This window comes from Pseudomonas extremorientalis, assembly GCF_001870465.1.
GTDB lineage: Bacteria > Pseudomonadota > Gammaproteobacteria > Pseudomonadales > Pseudomonadaceae > Aquipseudomonas > Aquipseudomonas extremorientalis.
On record NZ_MDGK01000015.1, the window covers coordinates 194,793 to 219,489 of the forward strand.

Annotated in this window: 20 protein-coding genes and 2 pseudogenes; 11 read left to right on the forward strand and 11 right to left on the reverse strand. The window is 60.6% G+C overall.

The annotated features are described in order from the left end of the window. Positions 1 to 50: 50 nt before the first annotated feature. Positions 51 to 2,303: a beta-glucosidase BglX gene (gene bglX / locus BFN10_RS04630; protein WP_071488678.1), complete on the reverse strand. Its 2,253-nt coding sequence runs from the start codon at positions 2,301 to 2,303 to the stop codon at positions 51 to 53. A 167-nt stretch (positions 2,304 to 2,470) separates the two neighbouring features. Between bglX and BFN10_RS04635 the strand changes: the two genes are divergently transcribed. After that, complete coding sequence (locus BFN10_RS04635) at positions 2,471 to 2,743, forward strand: type B 50S ribosomal protein L31 (RefSeq protein WP_071488679.1); 273 nt, start codon at positions 2,471 to 2,473, stop codon at positions 2,741 to 2,743. A gap of 21 nt (positions 2,744 to 2,764) precedes the next feature. On the opposite strand, the gene BFN10_RS30005 is transcribed toward BFN10_RS04635, so the two are convergent. From BFN10_RS30005 to BFN10_RS04655, 6 genes and pseudogenes are all read right to left on the reverse strand, one after another. Continuing rightward, complete coding sequence (locus tag BFN10_RS30005; RefSeq protein WP_414860449.1) at positions 2,765 to 3,427, reverse strand: ATP-binding protein; 663 nt, start codon at positions 3,425 to 3,427, stop codon at positions 2,765 to 2,767. Positions 3,428 to 3,487: 60 nt separating this feature from the next. Continuing rightward, positions 3,488 to 3,571: pseudogene (locus tag BFN10_RS30010) on the reverse strand (hypothetical protein); the annotation flags it as partial. A gap of 135 nt (positions 3,572 to 3,706) precedes the next feature. After that, positions 3,707 to 4,144, reverse strand: a pseudogene (locus BFN10_RS30015) (response regulator); the annotation flags it as partial. Next, positions 4,141 to 5,955, reverse strand: coding sequence for a DAHL domain-containing protein (locus tag BFN10_RS04645; RefSeq protein ID WP_071488681.1), 1,815 nt, complete (start codon positions 5,953 to 5,955; stop codon positions 4,141 to 4,143). The pseudogene BFN10_RS30015 and the gene BFN10_RS04645, both read right to left, overlap by 4 nt. After that, a complete protein-coding gene (locus BFN10_RS04650) occupies positions 5,952 to 6,914 on the reverse strand; it encodes a cytochrome-c peroxidase (RefSeq protein WP_071488682.1) in 963 nt (320 codons plus the stop codon). Before BFN10_RS04650 ends, BFN10_RS04645 begins: the two co-directional genes overlap by 4 nt. Positions 6,915 to 6,939: 25 nt before the next feature. Continuing rightward, complete coding sequence (locus BFN10_RS04655; protein ID WP_071488683.1) at positions 6,940 to 8,814, reverse strand: putative bifunctional diguanylate cyclase/phosphodiesterase; 1,875 nt, start codon at positions 8,812 to 8,814, stop codon at positions 6,940 to 6,942. A 219-nt stretch (positions 8,815 to 9,033) separates the two neighbouring features. Here BFN10_RS04655 and nosR point away from each other — a divergent pair, with 219 nt between their 5' ends. Continuing rightward, the gene (gene nosR / locus BFN10_RS04660) at positions 9,034 to 10,335 is read left to right on the forward strand and encodes a response regulator c-di-GMP phosphodiesterase, NosR family (RefSeq protein WP_071488684.1); all 1,302 of its coding nucleotides are present in this window, start codon (positions 9,034 to 9,036) and stop codon (positions 10,333 to 10,335) included. Positions 10,336 to 10,361: 26 nt separating this feature from the next. Here nosR and BFN10_RS04665 read toward each other — a convergent pair whose 3' ends face one another. After that, on the reverse strand, positions 10,362 to 14,525 hold the full coding sequence (locus tag BFN10_RS04665) for a dermonecrotic toxin domain-containing protein (protein ID WP_071488685.1): 4,164 nt from the start codon (positions 14,523 to 14,525) through the stop codon (positions 10,362 to 10,364). Between the two features lie 174 nt (positions 14,526 to 14,699). On the opposite strand from BFN10_RS04665, the gene BFN10_RS04670 reads away from it, so the two are divergent. Then, a complete protein-coding gene (locus tag BFN10_RS04670) occupies positions 14,700 to 15,122 on the forward strand; it encodes an NUDIX hydrolase (protein WP_071488686.1) in 423 nt (140 codons plus the stop codon). Between the two features lie 10 nt (positions 15,123 to 15,132). On the opposite strand, the gene metR is transcribed toward BFN10_RS04670, so the two are convergent. After that, entirely contained in the window at positions 15,133 to 16,050 is a 918-nt protein-coding gene (gene metR / locus BFN10_RS04675) for a transcriptional regulator MetR (protein WP_071488687.1), read from the reverse strand. Between the two features lie 182 nt (positions 16,051 to 16,232). On the opposite strand from metR, the gene BFN10_RS04680 reads away from it, so the two are divergent. The 5 genes from BFN10_RS04680 to BFN10_RS04700 all read left to right on the forward strand — a co-directional run bounded on the left by BFN10_RS04680 (position 16,233) and on the right by BFN10_RS04700 (position 19,783). After that, positions 16,233 to 17,252, forward strand: a complete 1,020-nt coding sequence (locus tag BFN10_RS04680; RefSeq protein WP_071488688.1) for an alpha/beta fold hydrolase — start codon at positions 16,233 to 16,235, stop codon at positions 17,250 to 17,252. A gap of 55 nt (positions 17,253 to 17,307) precedes the next feature. Further along, complete coding sequence (locus BFN10_RS04685; RefSeq protein WP_071488689.1) at positions 17,308 to 17,961, forward strand: DsbA family oxidoreductase; 654 nt, start codon at positions 17,308 to 17,310, stop codon at positions 17,959 to 17,961. Positions 17,962 to 18,084: 123 nt separating this feature from the next. Next, positions 18,085 to 19,005 (forward strand): arginase family protein, encoded by a 921-nt coding sequence (locus tag BFN10_RS04690; RefSeq protein WP_071488690.1) that lies wholly within the window; start codon positions 18,085 to 18,087, stop codon positions 19,003 to 19,005. Next, complete coding sequence (locus BFN10_RS04695; RefSeq protein ID WP_016977488.1) at positions 19,002 to 19,382, forward strand: DMT family transporter; 381 nt, start codon at positions 19,002 to 19,004, stop codon at positions 19,380 to 19,382. Before BFN10_RS04690 ends, BFN10_RS04695 begins: the two co-directional genes overlap by 4 nt. Then, on the forward strand, positions 19,379 to 19,783 hold the full coding sequence (locus tag BFN10_RS04700) for a DMT family transporter (RefSeq protein ID WP_071488691.1): 405 nt from the start codon (positions 19,379 to 19,381) through the stop codon (positions 19,781 to 19,783). Before BFN10_RS04695 ends, BFN10_RS04700 begins: the two co-directional genes overlap by 4 nt. A 4-nt stretch (positions 19,784 to 19,787) precedes the next feature. On the opposite strand, the gene BFN10_RS04705 is transcribed toward BFN10_RS04700, so the two are convergent. Next, the gene (locus BFN10_RS04705; RefSeq protein ID WP_071488692.1) at positions 19,788 to 20,654 is read right to left on the reverse strand and encodes a fatty acid desaturase family protein; all 867 of its coding nucleotides are present in this window, start codon (positions 20,652 to 20,654) and stop codon (positions 19,788 to 19,790) included. 55 nt (positions 20,655 to 20,709) lie between these two features. Further along, a complete protein-coding gene (locus tag BFN10_RS04710; RefSeq protein WP_071488693.1) occupies positions 20,710 to 21,480 on the reverse strand; it encodes a MipA/OmpV family protein in 771 nt (256 codons plus the stop codon). A 226-nt stretch (positions 21,481 to 21,706) separates the two neighbouring features. On the opposite strand from BFN10_RS04710, the gene BFN10_RS04715 reads away from it, so the two are divergent. Genes BFN10_RS04715 through BFN10_RS04725 form a run of 3 tightly spaced genes read left to right on the forward strand, consistent with a single transcriptional unit; the run spans position 21,707 to position 24,688 of the window. Beyond that, positions 21,707 to 22,405, forward strand: a complete 699-nt coding sequence (locus BFN10_RS04715; protein WP_071488694.1) for an MtnX-like HAD-IB family phosphatase — start codon at positions 21,707 to 21,709, stop codon at positions 22,403 to 22,405. Continuing rightward, positions 22,398 to 23,792, forward strand: a complete 1,395-nt coding sequence (locus tag BFN10_RS04720; RefSeq protein WP_071488695.1) for an aspartate aminotransferase family protein — start codon at positions 22,398 to 22,400, stop codon at positions 23,790 to 23,792. The genes BFN10_RS04715 and BFN10_RS04720 overlap by 8 nt, the downstream gene beginning before the upstream one ends. Next, positions 23,789 to 24,688, forward strand: a complete 900-nt coding sequence (locus tag BFN10_RS04725) for an alpha/beta hydrolase (RefSeq protein ID WP_071488696.1) — start codon at positions 23,789 to 23,791, stop codon at positions 24,686 to 24,688. The genes BFN10_RS04720 and BFN10_RS04725 overlap by 4 nt, the downstream gene beginning before the upstream one ends. Positions 24,689 to 24,697 lie beyond the last annotated feature (9 nt).

Consider the following 24,697-nt stretch of genomic DNA (forward strand, 5'->3'; position numbering starts at 1 on the left):
GTACGGCATTCTGCGCCTGTAAGGAAACCCTAGACAACCTGTGGGAATGTTCAATTTGGCATGCTGGGTGAGACGGACTGGCCCGATATAGAGAGCTTGCGGCTATCAGTGACTTCGAAGTGGGCCTGGTTGTCGGTGGTTGAATCACCCCCAACGAACAGGGTGAAGGTGCCGGCTTCCACCCTTGGCTCAAAATCCGCATCCAGCACTGCAAAGTCATTTTCATCGAGTGTGAAAACCACTTCCCGGGTTTGGCCGGCTGCCAAATGCACTTTGCGAAAGCCGCGTAACTGGCGTACCGGGCGGGTGACGCTGGCGACATCGTCCCGCAGGTACAGCTGAACAATTTCATCGCCTGCGCGTGGGCCGGTATTGGTAACGGTGGTCGTTACAGTCAAGGGCTGGCTGGAGCCGAGGCGCGTGCTGCTCAATTGAGGCGTGCCGTAGCTGAACCTGGTATAGCTCAGACCGAAACCGAAAGGGTATAACGGGGTCGAGGGTTGATCGATGTAACGCGAGCTCCAACTGTCGTCCTCGCCTAAAATCGGGCGTCCGGTGTTTTTGTGCGCATAGTAGATGGGAACCTGCCCGACGCTGCGGGGGAAGGTCATGGGCAGTTTGCCGCTTGGGTTTATGTCGCCGAACAGTACATCTGCCACGGCGTTGCCCGCTTCGGTTCCCAGAAACCAGGATTCGATGATTGCGGGCGCCTGCTCGACAGTGTCGGTCAGTGCCAGTGGGCGGCCATTCACCAGGATAACGACCACAGGCTTCCCGGTTTCCAGGAGAGCCCGCAGGAGGGCATTCTGGGCGCCGGGCAGGTCCAGGCTGGCGCGGCTGTTGGCTTCGCCGGACATGTTTGACGTTTCACCCAATACTGCGACGATTGCATCGGCGTCTTGGGCAGCGTTTTGTGCCGCTGCAATACCCTGAGTGTCCTGGCTTGACGGTGAAGCGCCGGGCACGTAGATCACTCGAGTGGCGGGGGAGGTGGCGTTCTGTATGCCTTGCAGAATTGAGATCGCCCCAATGGGTTGCTCCGCAGCCATACAGGTTTTCAGACTGGCAGCGACATCCGTTGCGAGGCTGCCGACGACCAGAATATTTTGAAGATCTTTCGACAAGGGCAGCAATGAATCGGCATTTTTCAGCAGCACGATGGACTTTTGTGCGGCTTCTCGGGCAAGTGCGCGGGCTTCCGGAGTCTGGGACAGCAAGCGTTGCCGGGTTGTATCACTGTAGCGATAGGGATCATCGAACAGGCCCAGCCGTTGCTTGGCCTTGAGTACTCGGCGTACGGCGTTGTCCACGGTCGCCATCGGCACTTGGCCGTTACTGACCAGATAGGGCAGGGTCAGCCTGAAAAACTGGTTGGCTAGTTCTACATCCACGCCTGCCTCAATTGCTTGACGTGACGCGTCCAGGGGTGTCGCTGCAGTGCCATGGGTGATCAGTTCCGCCAGTGCCTCATAGTCCGAGACGATCATTCCCGAAAACCCCCATCGCTGACGCAGCACACGGTCAAGCAGTGCTTGGTTGCTGGCCATTGGCAGCCCCTCAAGTTCGTTGAAAGCCGGCATGATGGCATCGACGCTTGCCTGAACGGCGGCCCGAAAGGGTGGCAGGTAGACGTCCCATAGCGTTCGTTGCGACAAGTCTACGGTGTTATAGTCGCGTCCTGCTTCGGCGGCGCCGTATGCCACGAAATGTTTCGCGGTGGCCAACATGAACGCCGTACTGGCCGGCCCGTCTCCATGAAAACCCTTGATTCGCGCCGTGGCCATAGCCGAGCCCAAGAAGGGGTCTTCGCCGGAACCTTCCACCACTCGCCCCCAGCGTGGGTCGCGAGTGATATCGATCATCGGTGCGAACGTCCAATGCACGCCACTGGCCGTCGCCTCCACTGCGGCGGCATGCGCGGTGCGCTGGGTGAGATCAGGGTCCCAGGCACTGGTTTCGGCAAGCGGGACCGGGAACATCGTGCAAAAACCATGAATGACATCTAGAGAAAACAGCAAAGGAATATGCAGTCGCGAGCCTTCCACCACGAAACGCTGTAATTGACGGGTTTTTTCTGCACCGCTGGCGCCTATCACTGCGCCAACATCAGTCATCGCCAGGTGTTTCTGGCCTTGCAGATGGTTGATGGCCCCGTTAGGGGTGTCCACTATGTGTAACAGCGTCAGTTGGCCCACTTTTTCTTCAAGGGTCATCTGCGCCAGCAAGTGCTCGACCACGTCATCCTGAGCCATCGCGACCAAGGGTAGGTAAGTGACCAGCAGGATCAGCAGTCGACGCTTCATACGTGTGCTCCGAGGCAACGCGCTTACCTGGAGTGTCTGGTTAGTCACCAACAACGTCTACTGTGAGTTCTGACAGGTATATGCTTATTGCAATCTGTTCTCGTTTGGGTATGTGACGTGTGTTACTGTATAACGCATCGAATGCACTCAAACGCCCCGGAGGCCTTATGAAAGCTGGTATCCATCCTGATTACCGCACCGTGCTGTTCCACGACACCGCCGCTGACGTGTTTTTCCTGATCGGCTCCACCGCCGACAGCGACCGCACCCATAAACACAGTGACGGCAACACTTACCCGTATATTCCGTTGGACGTGTCCAGCGCCTCGCACCCGATCTACACCGGCCAACAGCGCAAGACCCAGGCCGAAGGCCGCATTGCCGGGTTCAACAAGCGGTTCGCGTCGTTTGGCTCTAGCCCGAAAAAAGCCGAGGCCTGAGCGACATGATGGCGGCGTGTTCTACGCCGCCGTCTGCCGGATCGGTAGCACCACCCGAAACGTCGTACCTTTGCCGGGTTCGCTGCTGACGGAAATATCGCCCCGGTGTTTCTTGACGATGCCGTAGGACAGCGACAGACCCAGCCCTGTGCCTTCACCCACCGGTTTGGTGGTGAAGAACGGGTCGAAGATTTTCTGCACGCTCTCAGGCGCAATCCCACAGCCGTTGTCGGCCACTTCCAGCCATACATGCTCGCCTTCCACACCATTGCTGATGGTGATGGTGCCGCGCTCGGGTCCCATGGCTTGCGCAGCATTGATCACCAGGTTCATCACCACCTGGTTGAGCTGGGATGCCAGGCACTCGATTTCCGGTAGCGGGGCATAGTGCTTGACCACATCGGCCTTGTACTTGAGTTCGCTGGCGACGATGTTGAGCGTGGAGTCGATGCCCTGTTGCAGGTTGGCAAATTGCCAGGTCTGGTCGTTGTCCACCCGGGAGAAGTTCTTCAGGTCCTTCACGATCTGTATCACGCGGCTGATGCCTTCCTTGGATTCCCTGATCAGGATCGGAATGTCTTCCTTGAGGAAGTCCAGTTCCACCTCGTCGCGCATCGCCTTGAGTTGATCGCGCTGTGTTCCCGATGCGAGGCTAGCCTCGACCGTCCGGTAGGCATCCAGCATCTGTTGCAGCTGGTTGAAATAGCCATCCAGGGTACTGAGGTTGGAGGAGATAAACCCCACCGGGTTGTTGATCTCATGGGCCACGCCCGCCGCCAGTTGCCCCAGCGACGCGAGTTTTTCCGACTGCACCAGTTGGCTTTCCAGGTGCTTGCGCTCGTCAATTTCCAGTTGCAGCGCTTGGGTGCGCTGTTCCACCAGTTGTTCCAGGTGTGCGGTTTGCAGGGAGGCACGCCGGGCCATGTCCCATTTGTTGGCCAGGGTGTTGGCCATTTGCTGGACTTCGATATTGTCGAAGGGCTTTTTCAGGATCAGCAGGCGATCATGGGCGTGCAGGCGCTCCAGCAGGTCTTCCCAGGAATAGTCCGAGTAAGCGGTGCACACCACCACCTGCAGGTCGGGCGCGACTTTCCAGAGTTCCTCGATGGTTTTTGCGCCATCCCAGCCCTGGGGCATACGCATGTCGACAAAGGCCAGGGCGTAGGGTTGTTTGTTTGCCATGGCCGTGACGAGTAGTTGCAGGCCTTCCTCTCCACCGTATGCCGAATGCAACTCGAACACCTGGGCCTGGGCTTTGGCCGTGTCACCGAACAGGGCCGACTCCATGTCATCCAGCGCCTGGTTGGATTCGACGGCAGGCATCAGGATTTTGCGAAAGTCGTCATGGATCGACGGCGTGTCATCAATCAACAAAATGCGCCGGTTGGGAGGCTGGTTCATGGGGGGCTTCCGGCAAGAGTGAGAGGAATCGTCAAGGTAAACACTGCACCGAGGCCAGGCCCATCGCTGTGTGCGCTGAGCTGGCCGTTCATTTCCACGGCGGCCAGGGCGCAGCTGTGCAGGCCGAAGCCGTGGCCTTCCTTGCGGGTGGTGAAGCCGTGGGTGAAGATCCGGGTCATATTCTCGGGCGGAATGCCTTCGCCCTCGTCTTTCACGCTGATCTGCAAGGTGTCATCGGCACCCGGCTGGACAACCAGGGTCATTTGTCGTGGCCGGTCGGTGAGGTTGGACATGGCGTACTTGGCGTTGCTGATCAGGTTGACCATGATCAGCAACAGCCGGTGCTTATCCCCGAGGATTTCCGGCACCCGTGCGTACTCCTTGACCACCGTGACGTGGTGACGGCTCAGGGCGCCGGCATTCATGCGCAAGGCATCTTCCATCAAGGCACTGATGTTGACCGGCTCCAACAGCGTGGACGCACCGGCGTAGGATTGTTGGGTGGCGACGATGTCCTTGATGTGGTCGACGCTTTTGCTCAACTGCGCCAGTTCTTCGGTCATGCCCTGCTGTTCGGCGGCGATGGCTTCCACCAACTGGTTCAAGTAGCCGGGCAACAGTTTGCCCTTTTCATCTTCGGTGAGGAACGTGCCCAGGTCAGCCTGGCGTTCGTTGATCAACTGCATGGCTTTACCCAGGCCCAGGGCCTTGCTGCTACGCAATTTGCGGCTGACGAGGTCGGCGGAAATGTTCACGCTGTTGAGCACATTGCCGACGTTGTGCAGCACGTTGGTGGCGATCTCGGCCATGCCGGCCTGGCGGGCGCTGTCCATCAGTTCACTCTGGGCATCCTTGAGTTGCTGTGTGCGCCGCTCCACGCGTTGCTCCAGGGTTTCATTGGCCGCCTGCAAGGCGCGGTTGACCCGGTTGATCTCGGCGAAACTGCGCAACAGGCGCACGGCCAGGTAGAGCAACAGCACCACCAGCAAGGTCGAGAAAATCAGCAGGTAACGGTGGTATTGGTGGTCGATCAGGTCGGCCGTCTGCTGGTCCTGGTTGAGATGGGTGGTCAGGTCATCCAGGCGTTCGGCCACGGGCACCGCCGCGATCCGTTCAAGCAGGCTGTTGACCAACGGCTGTTCGCGCAGGATCAGCGAAATATGATTGCTGAGAATATCGACCGGCGCCTGGAACTCGACAGGCAGCAACTCTTTGTTGACGGCCAGCTTGCCCAGGCCGACGAGAATGTCGGCGGCTCGATCATCGCTGGTGACCTGGGCGAACTCCAGGCTGCTGAGCAACAGGTCGTAGGTGTCGGTGGCCACGCTTTGCAGTTGCGCCTTGCCCTCATCGTCCACCCGGTTGAATTGGGCCTGGATATCGTCCTCGGCAGTCGGGAGGAAGGCCAGCGAGTTGCGCAGCACCGCGTTGTGGGATTTGAACTGGTCCACCAACCGGGCCTTTTCCTGGATGGCCGCCTCATAGGCTTGTTGATCGGCCTGCCAGCGGGGCTGGTCGGTGGCCTCGTGGTAGGAACCGCGGCTTTTCAGCTCGGTCCACAGCCGGGTCATTTCCAGCAGTGGCGCGACCAGGGGGTCGTAGTTATGGGTAATAGAGATCCGGGCCTTGAGCACCTCACTGTCCCATTGGGCATTGAGTTGCTGGAGTTGCCGGATCAGGTCCCGCGAGTGAGTGTAACTGGCTGTCTGGTCACGGCCTGACTTGAAGTACAGAAAGACCAGCGTCGAGGCCAGCAGCACGGTGATCAGGGCGAGCAGCAGTTGGCTGGTACGGCGTCTGGCCAGGATCATAGTGGTTTGCCCGCCCATTCGCCCGTCAGGGTCTTGAGGAATTGAATGATCAGGTCCTTGTCTTCCTGGGAAGGGTTGCGCCCCAGTTGATACTTGAACATCACATCGACCGCTTCTTCCAGGGTCCTGGCCGAGGCGTCGTGAAAGTACGGGGCGGTGACGGCCACATTGCGCAGGCTGGGCACCTTGAACACATGGCGGTCCTCTTCGTCCTGGGTCAGCAGGTAGCGCCCAAGGTCCGACTCCACCGGATTGCCCCGTGCCTTGAAATAGTCGCCCATCACGCCGAACTTCTGGAACATGTTGCCGCCGATATTGACCCCCTGGTGGCAAGCAATGCAGCCGTAGTCCTTGAAGCGTTGGTAGCCGTACTTTTCCTGGGTCGTGAGGATCTCGGTGTTGCCCAGCAGGTACTGGTCGAATCGCGAGTTGGGTGTCAGCAGGGTGCGTTCATAGGTGGCCAGTGCGTTTTGCACATTGGCGGCGGTGACGCCGTCGGGGTAGGCCTGGCTGAACGCGGTCTGGTAGGCAGGCATGGCGGACAGGTTCTGCACCACGGTTTTCCAGTCACTGCCCATTTCCACCGGGCTGATCACCACCTGTTCGACCTGGGCTTCCAGGGTATCCACCCGGCCATTCCAGAACTGCTTGAAGTTCAGGCTGGCGTTGAATACCGACGGCGTGTTGATCTCGACCGGCTTGCCGTCGAAGCCAAGGGAAAACGGCTTGTCGTCGGCACCGCCGGACGCCAGTCGATGGCAACTGGCGCACGAGAGGGTGCCGTTGACCGACAGGCGCGGTTCGTTGAACAGCTGGCGACCCAGCTCGACCCTGGCCGGGTCCAGCGTGGGAACCGCAGGCAGCGGTTTGAGCGCTTCATCCAGTGGTGCGGCCAGCAGCGGTGCCGCCAGGCCCAGCATGAACATCAGGCCAAGACGGTAAGTTGAGACATTGCTCAAGCGAGCACTCCTTGCAAGCATAGGGCTATGGGGTGGGCATCAATGTCGCGCAGCCCACTTGCAGCAACTGGGCAAAGTCTTTGGCAGGCACGGCCTTGCTGAATAAAAAGCCCTGGCCTTCTTCACACAGCTGGGCTTGCAGGAAACTCAGCTGATCGAGGGTTTCGACCCCTTCGGCGATGATAGTCAGTTCCAGGCTCCTGCCCATGCCGATGATAGCGCTGATCAGTTGCTCGTCCTGGTTATTTACGTTCAGGCCGCGCACGAAGGACTGGTCGATCTTCAACACGTCGATGGGGAAGCGTCTCAGGTAGCTGAGGCTGGAGTAACCGGTGCCGAAGTCGTCCAGGGCCAGGCGCACGCCCATGGCCTTGATGGTGTGCAGGGTCTTGACGGTTTCTTCGACATTTTGCATCAGCACGCTTTCGGTGATTTCCAGTTCAAGCAAGTACGGCGGCACGCCGGTTTGCTTCAGCACGGCGGCGAGTTTGTCGACGAAGTCGCGTTGGCGGAAGTCCAGGGGTGAGATATTCACCGAGACACATAATGGCGGCAGGCCCATTGCACGCCAGGACTGCACCTGCTCGCAGGCCTGGCGCAGCACCCATTGGGTCAGGGGCACAATCAGCCCGCTGTCTTCGGCCACGGGGATGAAGTCGCTTGGCTTGATCCAGCCGGAGCGTGGCTGATACCAACGGATCAACGCTTCGGCGCCGACGATTTTGCCGGATTTCAAGTCCAGCTTCGGCTGGTAGTGCAGCACAAACTCGTTGCGGTCCAGCGCCTGGCGAATCGCGCTTTCCAGGTTTTGCTGGAATTGGGCGCGCAGGTTCATGTCTTCGGTGTAAAAGCTGAAACCATCCGGGCCCTGTTCCTTGCGGGTGTGCATGGCGGTTTCAGCGTGCTTGATCAGCTCCACGGCATTCCCGCTGTCATTGGGGTAGATGCTGATGCCCAGGCTGGCGGTAATGCTCAGGTCGTGCCCTGCCACATGCCGGGTGGTTTTAACGGCGGTGAGTATTTTTTGCGCAATATGTTGGGTTTGCTGGGGATGCTGGATATCGTTGAGCACGACCACGAACTCGTCCGAGCCGTAGCGAAATACCGAATCCGACTCACGTACGGCTGCCACCAGGCTCTGGCTGACTTGTTGCAGCACCTCGTCGCCCACCGGATAGCCCAAGGCATTATTGATGCGCTTGAAGCGGTCCAGCCCGATAAACATCACCGCCAGTTGCGTGTCATGCCGGCGGCCCAAGGCAATCGCCTGGGTCAGCCGGTCGCCCAGCAGGGTACTGTTGGGCAATTCGGTGAGGGTGTCGTATTGCAGGAGGTGCGAGACCTTGAGCAATTCCTGCACCCGTTCTTCGATGGTGCGCTCCAGGCCAAGCACTTTCTGCGCGATATCCTGGGCAAGCTGCCATTTCCAGGTCAGGGCGCTGGCCATCTGGCGGATTTCCAGGTGGTCGAAGGGTTTTTTCAGGATCAGCAGCTGGTCGTTATACTTCAGTCGCGCCTCGATGGCTTCGAAGGAATAGTCGGAATAAGCCGTGCACAGGGCGATCTGCAGGTTGGGGTCGACGTTCCACAGCTGTTCGATGGTCTGCAGGCCATCCCAACCCGGCGGCATGCGCATGTCGATGAACGCCAGGGCATAGGGCGCGTTGGCGGCCAGGGCCCGGTTGACCAGTTCCAGGGCTTCCTCACCCTGGTAGGCGGAGTCCAGCTTGAAGGCCTGGCGTACTTTAGGGGCGGTGCCGAACAGCGCTTCCTCAAGGTTCTCCAACGAAGGCTCGCCATTGGCATCGGCGCAGAGAATCTTGCGGAAGTCCTGATGGATCGAGGCCGTATCATCGACGATCAGAATGCGCCGGTTGGCCCTGGCGGAATCAGCAGTCATGGCCTGTTCCGTGACGACAAAGGGTTTGACTGCATAACGACTCCTTCCCTGATTTCGCCTCGGAGCGGGGCGCCAACCTGTTCTGTCAGCATAGTCGAGGTCCCTTGATATCGACGGCCAGTTGGCGTCAAATCAACCCCGCGCCTCAGGCGAAGGAAGCTGGCCGGGCACAAGGGTTCAATTTAGCTCCATTTTGTTTGATTTGAAGGCGCGGTCACCATGGATGAGAAACCCACTGTTTTACTGGTCGATGATGAAGAGTCGATTCTCAATAGCCTGCGCCGGCTGTTGCGCAGTCAAGCCTTCGATGTGGTGCTGGCCGGCAGCGGCGCCCAGGCCCTGGAGATCATGGCGGCACAGCCCATCGACCTGATCATGAGCGATGCGCGCATGCCCGGCATGGATGGCGCGCAGCTACTGGCCGAAGTCCACCGGCTGTACCCGGCCACCAGTCGTATCCTGCTGACCGGCTACGCTGACGTGCCGACCATCATCAAGGCGATCAACGAAGGGCAGATCCACCGTTATATCGCCAAGCCGTGGAATGACGATGAACTCAAGCTGATCCTGCAGCAGGCGCTTGAGCATCAGCGGCTTGAACGGCTGACCCAGGTGCAGAACGACCAGCTCAAGGCGCTCAATGCCACCCTGGAAAAACGCGTCGCGTCGCGCACCGCCGAGTTGCAGCAAACCGCCGACATGCTCGACCTGGCCTACGAAGAACTCAAGCGCAGCTACGTGACCGGCACCGAGGTGTTTTCGCTGTTGGCCAACCTGCGCCTGCCCAGGGACAAGCAGACCAACCGTGCGCTGATCGAACTGATCCGCGTGTACTGCGCCGCCCAGGCCATGGATGAAGCCAGCACCCGCGACCTGACCATGGCCGCCGCGCTTTACAACATCGGCAAGCTGAGCTGGACCGATAGCATGATGGTGTCGCCGTCGGACAAATTGCACAGCACCGACCGCACGCTCTACCGCGAGTACCCGGCCCAGAGTGAATCGCTGTTGATGACCCTTGAACCGATGAAAGACGCGGCGCGGATCATTCGCCATCATCAGGAGCGCTGGGACGGTACGGGCTTTCCCGACCACCTCAAGGGCGAGTCGATTCCTCCCGGTTCACGGCTGTTGAAATTGGCGGTGGACTTCATCGAGTTGCAGAAAGGCTTGATCCTCGAGCGCAACTTGAACAGCGATGAAGCCCTGCTGTTTATCCGCAAATATGTCGGGCGCCTCTACGATCCGGACCTGGTGGAAGATTTCGTGCAGGCCTGCGCAACCTTCCTGAGCGACGTGACCCTGGGCGACCCCACGGTAAAAGTCCTCACCACTCGGGAACTGGAGGCCGGCATGGTCCTGGCCCGCAACCTCAATGCCGACAACGGCATGTTGTTGTTGAACGCCGGCAAGGTGTTGAACCTGCCGCTGGTCGACAAGTTGATTGCGTTCGAAGCGATGGAGGGCGCCAAGTACAGCGTGTTCATCAAGACGCCCGAGGAGCAGGCGCAACTCCCCTAGTGTGCTCCGTACGGGGCCCGGTTTGCCTACAGGCCCCAGGTTTTACGCCGGCTGCCGTGATAGTCGATGATGCCCCTGAGCACGTACACGTCTTTCTCACCGTCTTTCCCGGTTTTCTCGAGCGCCACTCGCCATCGACCGCGCCCGGCGCCTGGGTCCAGTTGCGGCAGATCCACGTAGCTGTAGCTGCCGATTTTCTTGCCGCTGACCCGTCCTCCTTGAATGTCCTGAACGATTTCGTCGATTTTGCTTTTGGCGTTGGCTGGCAGCAGAGACAGTTGGGTTTCCATCAGCTCGTCGAACCTGACGATGTGGGCCGCCCCGTCGCCCGAGGGGGTGACGGGGCTCGGTGGCACAGGGGTTTGTGGCCTTTGAGGCAGCCTTTCACCGCGAGGAAGTGGCGGGTGTGCGGGTTGAAATTCCAAAGGCGTTGAGAATTTGGGAATGGTTCTTTCAAATTCCGCGACCGTCACGCTGTCCACCGCCTTGAAACTGGAGACTGCTCCGGTCCTTTCGCCGTGGGACAAGACAATGTAGGGAATGCCGGCTTTTTTGAAATCGTCTGAAAATGAATCGACGCCGAGCTTCAGTAAAAACTCACGGCGCCGTTCGATCCTGAACGTTTCCAAGGCTTCCTGGATACTCTGGGCCTCGAGCAGTTTCTTCAAGGCCTCGTTAAAGCTGATGTTGTGTTGTGTAGCGATGTCCTGGACGATCTTCGTGCGTCCTTTTTCTCTCACAAACGCCTCGAGGGTTTCCTGCCGCCAGGTGGACAAGTGAAACTTATTATCGAACTTGGTCAGGCTGTTCAGCTGTTTCTGGGTGAACGCATAACCGACGAAAGTGGCGCCGGTATCTTGGTCGATAATACTGATCGATGCCACGACGTGTTTTGAGAAGTCGTCGTTCCGGCCAACGATTCGTTTGATTTTAATAAACAGATTTTCCATCTCCTCGCTGGAAAGGGTGAATTGTCCGGACAGGAAGTAGGTGGTCTTGTTCAGGTGTGTATAAAGGTTCGCTTCGAATTCAATGTTCAATAACGTCTCGCGCAGTCGCGGCGCGGGAACCCCCCGCTGCCCCCAGACAATACGGCGAAACGTGGCCTCATCGACACTCAGGCGCTCCAGCGCGTTGTCCAGCAGTCGACGTTTCTGTGACACGGTCACCTCCTTGAGCATCGCTTCGCCATGGGTAGCAGAGAAGTAGATGCGCATCGCTGCGATCAGGTCATCGTGCACTTGCTGTTCGGCGGTACGCCCCCCGAGAACGCCCAACACCGACCCGCCCCCGCGTGTCGTACGCTCAAAGCGTGGCTTCCAGCTTTTTGCATCGCCCGGCACAACCATGAAATCCGGCTTATTCCCCGTCGGGTGCTTGATAAAGCGCGCACCTTCTTCCACATGGGACGCATACAGGTAATAGCGACCGTCGTTGCCCATCATCGCGACAAAATGCTGATTGCGACTGTCCATGAAACTGAGCGCGCCCATCGCGCGCGACAGTCGAAAATGGTGGGTTTGGGCAAACGCTTCGACGTCAAAAAGAGCGTCGATCGAGTGGGGCAGTCGGTACTCTGCGACATCGACCCAGGCCGGGTCCAGCGGGCGGATCGAGGGTTTGGCGAGAACGATGGAGGCTTTTTTGTCTTCGCCGATTTTGCGGATCAGGCCCGGGATACTGCGCCCCAACTTCTGCGCGTTGCGCACCCCCCGGACAATGTAGCGGTGGGCCAGGCGCCGCAGGGCCTTGAACAGGGACAGTCCGAGGAGGAAGTCAGCCACTTCGACGGAAAATAAAAAGCCGTTGACTGCCGATTCGAGGGCAATTTCTGCGTTGGTCCGCGAACGGTAATCGGCATGGGAAAGCTGAAAGCCCAGGTGTGCCGAATACAAATAGGCATGCAGTTCGCCGGTGACCGGGGTCAGGGCATAACGGTGCACGCTGCGAGTGTCATTGAATACCCGGGAGAGTTCGCGCACATCGTGCGTGGCCATCCGTTGGCTGAAATAGGCACGCCATTCGGGTTTGGCCTTGAGCGTATCGAGTTCCGCCAGGCCCAGCACCAATTCCCTGAAGGGCGCATCATCGGGGGCCTCCGGTGTATAAAGCACGCACACGCCGCCGGGCCTGGTGCCCTTGCGCTGAATGACCAGCACGCCGTTGATCACCTGGCCTCCCTGGCCCCCTTCAAGCCCGCCTCCCATGACCAGGAGATTGACCTCGATATCGAACTGGCCGACCTTGGGCCGGGTGGTGGGGTCGGGATGCTGCGCAACTGCCTGTACCCAGTCCAGTCCACCGCCAGGTGTCTTGAAAATAAACAGGTCGTTGACAGCAGGATTGAGCCGACTCTCCAAGGCGTCCTTGCGCATCCTTGCCGCATTCGCGCGCTGCCAGGCGCTGGCGAAAGCGCGGCCTTCACCGTCTGGCGCGAACGCCGCCCTGAGGTACGCCGCGTACTGCTGGCCAATGTCGGCCTGTAGGGCAAGGGCGCGCAGGTCTGCGTTGTCGAGCCTGCCGACTTTTTCTCCTCGCGTGTCGAAAAGGTCGGCAGTGGCGGTGATCGTTCTGTGCAATTCATGGGGCGACCACGCATCGATGTTGCGCCGGGCATAGCTTCCCAGGGTGCGCAGGTCCACGACTTCTTTGACGTTCCAGGTGCCGAAGGTCAATGTCTGCTCCGTCAACACCAGGGGAATATCGAGCTGTGGGTCTTCGCAGATGTAGACCGTTTCGGATTCGTCGTCTCGATAACCCGTGACCTTGACTGGCATTGACGTGCTCACACGCAGTCGTACCAGGCTCTTGTGGACGTCCAGGTCCACATTGGCATATTCCGGTTTCTGGCGGCTGAGCACCTTGCGGGTTTCATCCTCCGCGAATGCCGGCAGGGTCGAAATCTGTTCAAGCAGTGGGCGCAGCGCCTCATTGTTGTCGACCAGGGTTGTTTCCAGCTGTCGGTACAACTGCTGGTCCGCCGGGCTGGCCGTGCTCAGCCAGACGGGGTCGTGCGGCGCGACCAGGCGCAGGTTGCGTGCCGCGAGGGCCGCGGATACATCCAGGTGTGGCGCCAGGTCGGCAACCAGAGCGAGTTCACCGGCCAGTGGCAACGTCTGTTGGCGCAGAGCCTTCCGGGTGTTGAAGTACTGCCGTACCCGCAGGGAGCGGACGTGGTCGGCGATCACATCGGCCTCGATCCGTGGCGGGTCGCTCGCCAATATTGGCGTGTCACTCGCGTGTGCTTGAGCGGCCAGCGGCAGGCTGGCAATCAGGCGTTGGCCCGCGGGGTCGCTGGCGCGCACACGTGCCGCCACGGTTTCATTCAACCGCGCCAGGTTTTCAAATTCCTCGAAGCCTTCGCCAGGGCTGAAGAGCAGTACGTTGCCAACGGGCGGTGTGCCACCGGTGGCGTTCAGGATGAACGCGGCGGCGAACTCGCTGCCATTGTCCAGCGCCAGCCGGTACACGGCAGGTCTGGGGCCTGTGGGAAACACCTTTTTGCGCGCCGCGGCGGTGGGGTATTTCAATACCGTGTCCGCCAGTGTCCGTGACGCGGCCGACAATGTGCCGTCCAGCGTGCGCAGGGCCAATTGGTGGGCCAGGACCTGTCGGCGCAGGTCGACCAGTCGCTCCTCGAGGGTCGGTTGGTCGCCTTCCCGATCTCTCCAGAATTCATTGAGCTTGACCGTGAAGGCGATTTCCAGCACGCCCGCCAGTGTGGCGGTCGGGCTGGCCGCAGACAGGCGTTTGGCCTCATCCACGGTACCGCTTTCCCGGTAGAAGGCACCGCTCTCTTGCGTCAGATAAGCCTGCGCGTCGGGGCCGCGTAACCTGGCCAGCAGTGATCCCAGGGGTTCGCTGCCCAGCCATTGTTTCTGGCCCGGTACGTCCTCGCGATAGCGGCTGTAGAAAATGTGGTTGGGATTGATGGGCCGCTGCAATTCAGGAAACAAGGCAGCCAACTGTTGCTGATACACCGTTTCAAGATTCGGCTGTTGCTGGAGCAGTTCGTCGGTCTGGGTATTGAACCTGCCGAGTGCCTGGATAAGCAGCACTTGCTGGGTGTCGCCGGTCTGGTTGGCGGCGGGTACCACCGGCAGGGTCACGGGTTGCGAGAGGTCGGCAGGCCCGTTGACCGGCAGGAGTGGTTCCGGGGCATCTGAGGGGGGAAGCGATGACTGGTACATGGTGAACTCGTATGGAAGGCGCTTGCTGCGCACGGCTGGATCAGAGTTCGGAGTCTAGGGTGGGTGGTTGCACGTGTTGCGGTGCATGTGTGTGGGTGAACGCGTGCCCGGGGGCGATTGCCTGCAACGGATGCCCATGTGATCCTTGCCGCTTTTGCGCCTGAGGTTTATTGCATGTCCACCATTATCCGCATTGCTGCTGCCCTCCTGATCGGCAGTGACGGCCACACGTTGCTGGTTCGCAAGCGCGGCACCCAGGCCTTCATGCAGCCGGGCGGCAAGATCGACGCCGGTGAGCAACCCGCCCAGGCCCTGGCCCGCGAGCTGCACGAAGAGCTGAACCTGCATATCGATCCAGGCCAGGCCTTGTACCTGGGGCACTTCTCGGCGCCGGCCGCCAACGAGCCGGGTTTCACCGTGGAAGCCGAGCTGTTCCAGGTGCGGATCGACGTACCGGTGACGCCCGCCGCTGAAATCGAGGAAATACGCTGGATCGATCCCATGGGCGACGGCGGCTTGCACCTGGCGCCGCTGACCCGCGACCTGATCCTGCCGTTCTACCGCGAATCGCTGGCCGGCTGCGCGACGTCCGCTTGATGGGGGGCGGTCAGCGAACCGCGCTGACGCCATCCAGGGTGGAGAACGAGGTGTCCTTGGCCGTCAGCAGGAAGTCGCGCATGTACGGTGCATCCAGCATGTCGGCGCGAATCCCCGCATACAACGTCGCGAACAAGCCTTTTTCGCCGAGGCGCTTGGCTTTCACATAACCACGCGAGCTGTATTCATGCAGCGCCCAGTGGGGCATGCCGCATACGCCACGGCCGCTGGCCACCAGTTGCATCATCATCACCGTCAGTTCCGAGGTGCGCACCTGGGCCGGTTCCACGTCGGCCGGTTCCAGGAAGCGGGTGAAGATGTCCAGGCGGTCACGCTCCACCGGGTAGGTGATCAGGGTTTCGGTCAGCAGGTCCTCCGGCACGATGTACGCCTTGTTCGCCAACGGGTGCTGATTGGCCACGGCCAGCATGGCTTCGTAGGTGAACAGCGGCACGTAGGTGATGCCGGGCAACTCGAGCGGGTCGGAGGTGACCACCAGGTCGAGGTCGCCACGGGCCAGGGCCGGCAGCGGGGCGAAGGCGAAACCCGAGGCCAGGTCCAGCTCGACTTCCGGCCAGGCATCGCGGAACTGGTCGATGGTCGGCATCAGCCACTGGAAGCAACTGTGGCACTCGATCGCCATGTGCAGGCGCCCGGCGGTGCCGCCGGCCAATCGCGCAATATCCCGCTCGGCGCCGCGCAGCAGCGGCAGGGTGGCGTCGGCCAGTTGCAGCAGGCGCAGCCCTGCGCTGGTGAAACGCAGCGGCTTGGTCTTGCGCACGAACAGCGGCATGCCCAGGCGTTCTTCCAGTTCCTTGAACTGGTGAGACAGCGCTGATTGCGTGAGGTGCAGGCGCTCGGCCGCTTCCACCAGGCTGTCGGCTTCGCGCAGGGCGTGCAGGGTCTTGAGGTGACGGATTTCGAGCACGGACTCTCCATGAATACAATTTGTGACGAATCGGAATGACGTGAGTTTGTCTCATGTTGTAAGCCCTGTCGACAGTGACCGTTGAGCACTCTTCATCAAACTGTCACGCAACTGTGGCAGCGCGCTTGAACAAACTTCATCAGACTCGCGCTCTACTGGGGTTCTGCGTTTCGGTGTTTTCCATGCGTGTGTTGTTTTTATTGGCCGCCTTAGTGTTCGGCCTGCCGTCTTTTGCGGCTTCTCGATGTGATGTGAATGTCCCGACCCAAACGGTCGACCTGGCTCAGGTGAGCATCGCCTACCAGAGCATCGGCCGTGCGTCCGACCCTGCCTTGCTGCTGGTGATGGGCCTGGGCGGACAGTTGATCCACTGGCCTGACGAGGTGGTCGTCGCCTTGTGCCAGCAAGGGTTCCGGGTGATCCGCTATGACAATCGAGACGTCGGCCTGTCTACCTGGCGCCAGGCTCCGGCCAATGCCAACCTGACCTTCGAAGTGCTGCGCTACAAACTCGGCCTGCCGGTGGCGGCTCCGTATACCTTGACCGACATGGCCGATGACGCCATAGGCCTGATGGACGCGTTGCAGATCCAGCAATTCCACGTACTCGGCGCGAGCATGGGCGGGATGATCGCCCAGCACCTGGCCGCCATGGCGCCGCAGCGGGTCGAAAGCCTCACGCTGATCATGACCAGTTCCGGCGCCGAAGGCCTGCCGGCGCCGAATGCCGCGCTGGTACAGCTGTTGTCGCGACGCAGCGCGCCGAATCGTGAAGTGGCCCTGGAGCAGCAGGCCGACTTGCTCGCCGCACTGGGCAGCCCGAACGTCAAGGATGATCGCCAGGCGCTGTTGCACCAGGCGGCGCTGTCCTACGACCGCGCCTTCAACCCGGACGGCGTGAAGCGCCAGATCATGGCGATCCTCGCCGAACCGAGCCGCGTGCCGTTGCTCAACCAATTGCGCGTGCCGACCCTGGTGGTGCACGGCACGGCCGACCCGTTGTTGCCGGTGATGCACGGCGTGCACCTGGCGGCGCATATCCAGGGCAGCCAGTTGAAGCTGATTCCCGGCATGGCCCATCGGTTCCAGGAAGCGTTCAAGGCGCCCCTGTTGACGGCCGTGTTGCCGTACCTGCAAGCCCATCGGGAAGATGCGGCGCACTGGGCGCAGATTGACCTGGGCGAGCCTTCGAAGGTGTTGTGACATTGGTGTATCGTGCAACCTTTACGGCGCATTACTGCCAGCGAGGTTGCCTGCCATGAGTACTCCCCTGAAAATCGATTTCGTCAGCGATGTGTCCTGCCCCTGGTGCATCATCGGCCTGCGCGGCCTGACCGAAGCCCTCGACCAGCTTGGCGCCGACGTGCAAGCCGAGATCCACTTCCAGCCGTTCGAACTGAACCCGAACATGCCCGCCGAAGGGCAGAACATCGTCGAGCACATCACCGAGAAATATGGCTCCACCGCCGAGCAATCCCAGGCTAACCGCGAGCGCATCCGCGACATGGGCGCCGGGTTGGGCTTCGCCTTCCGCACTGACGGCCAGAGCCGCATCTACAACACCTTCGACGCGCACCGCCTGTTGCATTGGGCCGGGCTGGAGGGCTTGCAATACAACCTCAAGGAAGCGTTGTTCAAGGCGTATTTCACCGACCAGCAGGACCCGTCCGACCAAGCGACGCTGGCGATCATTGCCGAGAGCGTCGGGCTGGATATCCAGCGTGCGGCCGAGATTCTGGCCAGCGACGAGTACGCCGCCGAAGTCCGCGAACAGGAACAACTGTGGATCTCCCGTGGCGTGACCTCGGTGCCGACCATCGTGTTCAACGATCAATATGCCGTCAGCGGTGGGCAGCCGGCGGAAGCTTTTGTAGGCGCGATCCGGCAGATCATCAGCGAATCCAAAAACTAACGCCGAACGCAGGTCAAAATGTGGGAGGGGGCAAGCTCCCTCCCACATTGTTCTCCATTGGTCTTGAGACAGGTGCTGGCCCGTCCCTTGCATTGACCCCATAAAGCCTTAGGGGACACTGCCTTGAACATTCTTGACCTCGACCACAGCCTCACCGGCCAGGCACCGATTGCCCGGCGCCTGGCCAGTGGGCGCGCCCATCGTATCGACCTGCTGGACCTTGGCCCCAAGCTGCGCCTGTGGTCCACCGAAAAAACCTGGAAGCGCTTCGCCGAACGCCTGGCCCAACGGCCCCGGCCTTCCGACGCACGGCCGGAAATCCTGTTTGTCGGCTCCGGCGATTATCACCACCTCACGCCGGCATTCCTGGCTGATTTGAAAGAGCCCATCAGCCTGATCCACTTCGACAACCACCCCGACTGGGTGCGCTTTGCGCCCAAGCGTCACTGTGGTTCGTGGGTCAATCGCGCGTTGAAAATGCCGGCGATCAAACGCATCGTCACCCTCGGCCCGTGCAGCGACGACCTGCACAACCCGCAACTGCGCGGCGGCAACCTCGGTGCCCTCAAACGCGGGCAATTGCAGCTGTTTCCCTGGCAGCATGCGCCCTCCAAAGTCTGGGGGCGGGTAGGGGACGGCGCTGGTCACCAGCAGCGGGAAAACCACCTGCATTGGCGCAACCTGGCCGAGCTGGACTGGGCGGCGTTCCTTGAGCAGATGATCGACAGACTGCCCACCGAGGCAATCTGGATCACCCTCGACAAAGACGTACTCGCCAGCGAAGACGCCGCCACCAACTGGGATCAGGGCGGCATGCGCCTTAGCCACCTGCTGCAAGCCTTGCGGGCTTTGGCGGCGCGCAAGCGCATCATCGGCATCGACGTGTGCGGCGAGTTCGCCACGCCGGCGTTCAGCAATGCCTTCAAGCGTTGGGAGGCCAAGTCCGACCAGCCGCCGCCCGAACGCTGGAGTGCCGAGGACTTGCAGCGCAATGCCGCGACCAATGAAGCCCTGATTGATCTGTTTGAGGAGCTGTTCCCGTGACGTTGACCGTGGTGTTGCTGGTGGCGTTTTCCATCGTGCTCGATGTGATCGGCCAGCTGTGTTTCAAGATCGGCCTGGACCGTTTGCCGGAGTTGGACGGCGGTTTTCGCCTGAATGCGTTCTGGGGCCAGGTGTTCAATGCGCCGTTGCTGTGGGCGGGGATCGGCGCCTATGCCGTCGAATTTTTCGTGTGGCTCGAAGCGTTGTCCCGAGCACCGTTGAGCCTGCTGTTTCCGGCGGCCGCGCTGGCGTATTGCGGCGTGGTGCTGGCGGGCAAGGTGGTGCTGGGCGAAACCGTCAGCCGGCGCCGTTGGCTTGGCACGCTGGTGATTACCTTGGGCGTGATGTTGGTGGCGATTGCAGGGAGTCAGGCATGAGTACGCAAACGATGAATACCGGATGGCTGCATGGGCGTTTGGGCACGGTGGTGCTGTGGGCCTTGTTGATCTGCACCGAAAGCGCTGGCCAGTTGTTTACCAAAGTAGCCGGGGATCAACTGGGGCAGATGGATTTCAGTTGGCAGTGGTTGGCGCAAGTGGCGCGCAACCCTGGGATCCTGGCGGCGATTGCCAGCTACATCGGCGCGTTTTTCGTATGGATGCTGATCCTGCGGCGCAGCAGCCTGTCCCTGGCGTTTCCGCTGAGTTCACTGGTGTTTGTGGTGGTGTTGCTCGGGTCGTGGCTGGGGCTGGGGGAACATATCAGCCCGCTGCACTGGGTGGGGGTGGCGGTGATCATCGGGGGTATCGCCCTCCTGGCAGAGGGCGAAGAAAACTGAGTGGCTAGGGTTTGCGGTGTTTCACCAAAAACCCTAGGCCATGGGACACCGGAAGTGTTTTGACCCCCGCCTCCCGCTGCTGCTCGGCAATCTCCCGATGAAACGCCTTCACCTGGGTCCAGTGCATCTTCGGCCGGTAGTGGTGCTCGGCGTGGTAGCCGTTATTCATCCAGATCAGGTTGTACAGCACGCTGTAGGAACTCACGCCCCAGGCGATCGGCAGGTTTGGGTTGCCGCCGAAATGCTCGTAGTAGCCATTGAGCGATGACAGGCACTGGCCCAGGTACCAGAACGGCAACAGCCACAGCACCGCCTGCCAGTTGTAGAACGCCAGCGCGATGTAGAACGCCACGGTCACGCCGATCTCGACTTTCACCCAGCGCGCATCGGCCGGGCGTTTGCGCGTCATTTCGGCGTAGAACGGCTTGGGATCGTCGCGGAAAAAACTCAGGAAGGTATAGGCCCACGGGTTTTCCGGCTGGCCATTATGGCCACGCTGGTAGATCGACAGCGGGTCGATGGTTTTACCGTCCGGCCCCGGCAGGTCGGCGTTGCCACGGTGGTGGCGATTGTGGATGTCGCGGTAGAGCGTCTGGGAGAAACCGATGGTCACCGACAGCAGCAGGTCGAAGGCCCGGTTCATGGCGCGATGGGTGAAGTAGGCGTTGTGGATCTGGTTGTGGGAGATGCTGTTGATGCTCCACGACAGGCTGACTGCGTAAAGCAGCGCCAGCGGCACCAGGGCCCACCAGCTCAGGTGATGGAAGGCGGCAACCAGCCAGACGACAAATGCGAAATGCGCCAGGCCCAGGGCGATGGGCACCAGGTCCCAGAGCGAGTGATGGAGCAGGCGGTAAGCGGGGCGAGCCATGAAGAGTGTCCTGGAAAAGTGGATTCCAGCACCTTATTGCAAACCCCAGACCAACCTAATCGAACTTGTAGCTGATGGCCGTCTGCACCTGGCCCTGGTTCACATCGCCGGTCTCTTTGACGATGCTGCTGTTGGCGGCCGATCCCACCAAGTGAATCCAGCTGGCGCTGGTCAGCAAGGACCAGTTGGCAGCCAGGGGAAATTCGAAACTCTGGGTCAGCGTCAGGTTCTGGAAACCACCGCTGGCGTTGTAGGGACGAAAGCCGGTGGAAGCGGCTTCGTTGTCATCCACGCCAAAAAACGTGTTGGTCTGGCGTGCATCGGCAAAATGCGCAACCAGCCCGCTGCTGCCGATGATCCCACCGCCCAGCGGGTAGCCCAGTTCGCCGCCCAGTTTGCCGAGGGCGCCACTCTGCGAATGCCCACCGCCCACGGCTTGCCCCAATTGCGCGTAGACCCTCCAGAAATCAGCCGGGGCGTACTGGACGAAGCCACCCACCTCGGCCATGTCCGACACATTGCGCAGGCCTTGCAGATCGCCATTGGACGTGCGCCCCGACAGGTAGTTGATATAGGGGCCGGCGGTAAAGCCGTGGGTGTTGAGCGCGCTCCAGGTCAAGCCGTCATCGGTGCCCAGGCTGACGCTGCCCCAATCCAGGTCCAGGTAGGGCACGGGGCGGACTTCGTAGCGGCTGGCGGTGGGGTCATGGGGTTGATAACTGATGCCTGCGCCCACTTCACCGGTGATGCCTTCGGCCAGGGCAGCGTTTGAAAAGCTCCAAAGGCCAAGCAAACCGGCGAATGCAGCGCATGTGATCCTGTACATGGTCAGGTTCCTTGATTGATTACGTGCGCATGAACGCGCGAAGGGCCCGCTTCACGCAAGCACTCATCTTGTTTGTAGCAAGCTACAAAAATTGTAGCTTCGACGACACATTCCGCCCTCGATACGCGCCAGAGCCCCAGCCCTGCTGGGTGGTGGCCAGTTGGCACAGTCCCTGCTCTACCTCTGGTGCAAGCGCATACAGCGCGCTCCTCCAAGGTAAACAACGATGATCCAGTGGCATATCGTGTGTGACTTCGACGGGACCATTACCCCCACCGATGTCATCGACAACGTCCTCCAACGCTTCGCCGGCCCCGAGTGGGAAACCATCGAACAGGAATGGCTGGATGGGCATATCGGTTCACGCGAATGCCTGAGCCGCCAACTGGCGCTGATCAAGGCCACACCTTCCGAGCTGCTGGCGTACTTCGACAGCGTCGAGATCGACCCGGACTTCCCCGACTTCGTCGACCACGTCATGGGACTGGGTGCGACCATCGAAGTGGTCAGCGACGGCATCGAGCAGGGCATCGCCCGCATCCTGTCGCGCAACTACGTGACCTTGCTGCCGATCCTTGCCAACCGCCTGCGCCAGGTCGACCAGAACAGCTGGCGCATCGACTTCCCGTATGCCAGCGACGCCTGCCGTGCCGCTTCCGGCAACTGCAAGTGCAAGTCCACCCCACGCAACAAGCGCGTGCTGGTGATCGGCGACGGCAAGTCCGACATGTGCGTGGCCTCCACCGCCGACTTCGTGTTCGCCAAGGGCAGCCTCGCCAAGTACTGCGAAGCCAACGACATTCCTCACGCACGCTTCGACACCTTTGCCGAACTGCCTGCATTGCTGGCCCTGCTGCCTCAGGGCATCGCCGCCAACGCCACCACCTTTACTGCTGACAACCAGGAACTCTTCCATCATGTCTGATATCCGTATCGCTACCGCCGAAGACCAGATCCTTCTGGACAAAGAAGCCAAGTATTGCTCCTACGGCGACACCGTTCACTACATCGAGCCGCCGCGTATTTTCAGCCGTTGCGAAGGCTCCTACGTGTGGGACACCGAAGACCAGGCCTATCTCGACCTGCAAATGTGGTACTCGGCGGTCAACTTCGGCTACGCCAACCCACGCCTGAACAACGCGTTGAAACAGCAGATCGACACGCTGCCGCAAATTGCCAGCCAGTACCTGCACAAGGGCAAGATCGAGCTGTCGGAAATGATCGCGGTCGATGCCAAGAAGAAATTCGGCCTCGACGGTCGCGTGCACTTCAACGTCGGCGGTTCGCAGTCCATCGAAGATTCCCTGAAAGTGGTGCGTAACGCCACCAACGGCAAGAGCCTGATGTTCGCCTTCGAGGGCGGCTACCACGGGCGCACTCTGGGTGCTTCGTCGATCACCTCCAGCTACCGCTACCGTCGTCGCTACGGCCACTTCGGCGAGCGCGCGCAGTTCATCCCGTTCCCGTACCACTTCCGTGGCCCCAAAGGCATGACCAAGGAAGAATACGGCAGCCACTGCGTGCAGCAATTCGCCCGCCTGTTCGAGACTGAATACAACGGGGTGTGGGACCCGAAAGTCGGCTCCAGCGAATACGCCGCGTTCTACGTCGAGCCGATCCAGGGCACCGGCGGCTACGTGATCCCGCCGATGAACTTCTACCGCGAGTTGAAGCACGTGCTGGATCAACACGGCATCCTGATGGTCTCCGACGAGATCCAGATGGGCTTCTACCGCACCGGAAAACTGTGGTCGATCGAACACTTTGACGTGCAGCCGGATGTGATCGTGTTCGGCAAGGCGCTGACCAACGGCCTCAACCCACTGGGCGGCATCTGGGCCCGTGAAGAGTTGATCAACCCGAAGATCTTCCCGCCAGGTTCGACCCACTCCACCTTCGCCTCCAACCCGTTGGGCACGGCGGTAGGCCTGGAAATGTTCAAGATGACCAACGAGATCGACTACGGCGCGATGGTCATGGCCAAGGGCAAGTTCTTCCTCGAAGGCCTGCAGGACCTGCAGAAACGTTTCCCGATCATTGGCGATGTCGACGGCCTGGGCCTGGCGCTGCGCTGCGAAATCTGCGCCCCGGATGGTTTCACCCCCGACAAGGCGACCCTGGACTACATGGTCGAAGAAGGCATGAAAGGCGACATGGTGGTGGACGGCCAGAAACTCGGGCTGATCCTCGACGTGGGCGGCTACTACAAGAACGTGATCACCCTGGCACCGTCCCTGGAAATCAGCTACCCGGAAATCGAGCTGGGCCTGAAGCTGCTCGAGCAACTGCTGGTGCGGGCGACCAACCGGTGAACAGCGTCGGGATCGACCTCGGTGAAGGTGATGCCGGTTTCGTTCTCGGTGACGGTCCGGTCGGGATCCTGTTGATCCACGGCCTGACCGGCACCCCGACGGAGTTGCGCCAGGTCGCCAAGGGCCTGGCCAAGGTGGGCAATTGCACGGTGTACGTGCCCACCCTGGCCGGGCACTGCGGTGACAACAGCGACCTGCAGGCCACGGGCTGGCGGGACTGGTACGAAGGCGTGCGCAAGACCTTCGTGGGCGTGAAGCAACGCCACGCGCAGGTGTTTGTCGGCGGCTTGTCGATGGGCGCGGTGATGTCGATGTACCTGGCGTCGGAGCATCCGGGCCAGGTGGCCGGTTTGCTGATGTATTCCACCACGCTCAAGTACGACGGGTGGAGCATCAACAAAATGGCGTTTATCACGCCGTTGCTCATCCGTATCCCGTTCGGCGTGCGCCTGTTCCGCTTTACCGAGAAGCCGCCCTACGGCATCAAGAACGAACGCCTGCGCGCCATCGTTGAACGGCAGATGAAGGAAGGCGAAAGCAGCGAGGCGGGCCTGTTGACGATGGAGGGCGTGACGGTGCGTGAATTGCACTGGATGAACGCCGTGGTCAAGAAACGCATGCCGTCGATCAACGTACCGGCGCTGGTATTGCACTCCATCGAGGACGACATCACCAGCCGCTGGAACGCCGATTACGTGGAACGCCACCTCGGCGGGCCGGTGACCAAGATCCTGCTGGACAACTGCTACCACATGATCACCGTCGACCTGCAATACCGCCGGGTGATCGAATTGAGCGCCGATTTCGTCGAACAACACACCTCCGCCATGGGCGCCAGTTCACTTTGTGGCGAGCCCGCTCGCCACAACAAGCCCGCTCTCCGCCATAGACTCTGACAAAGGACA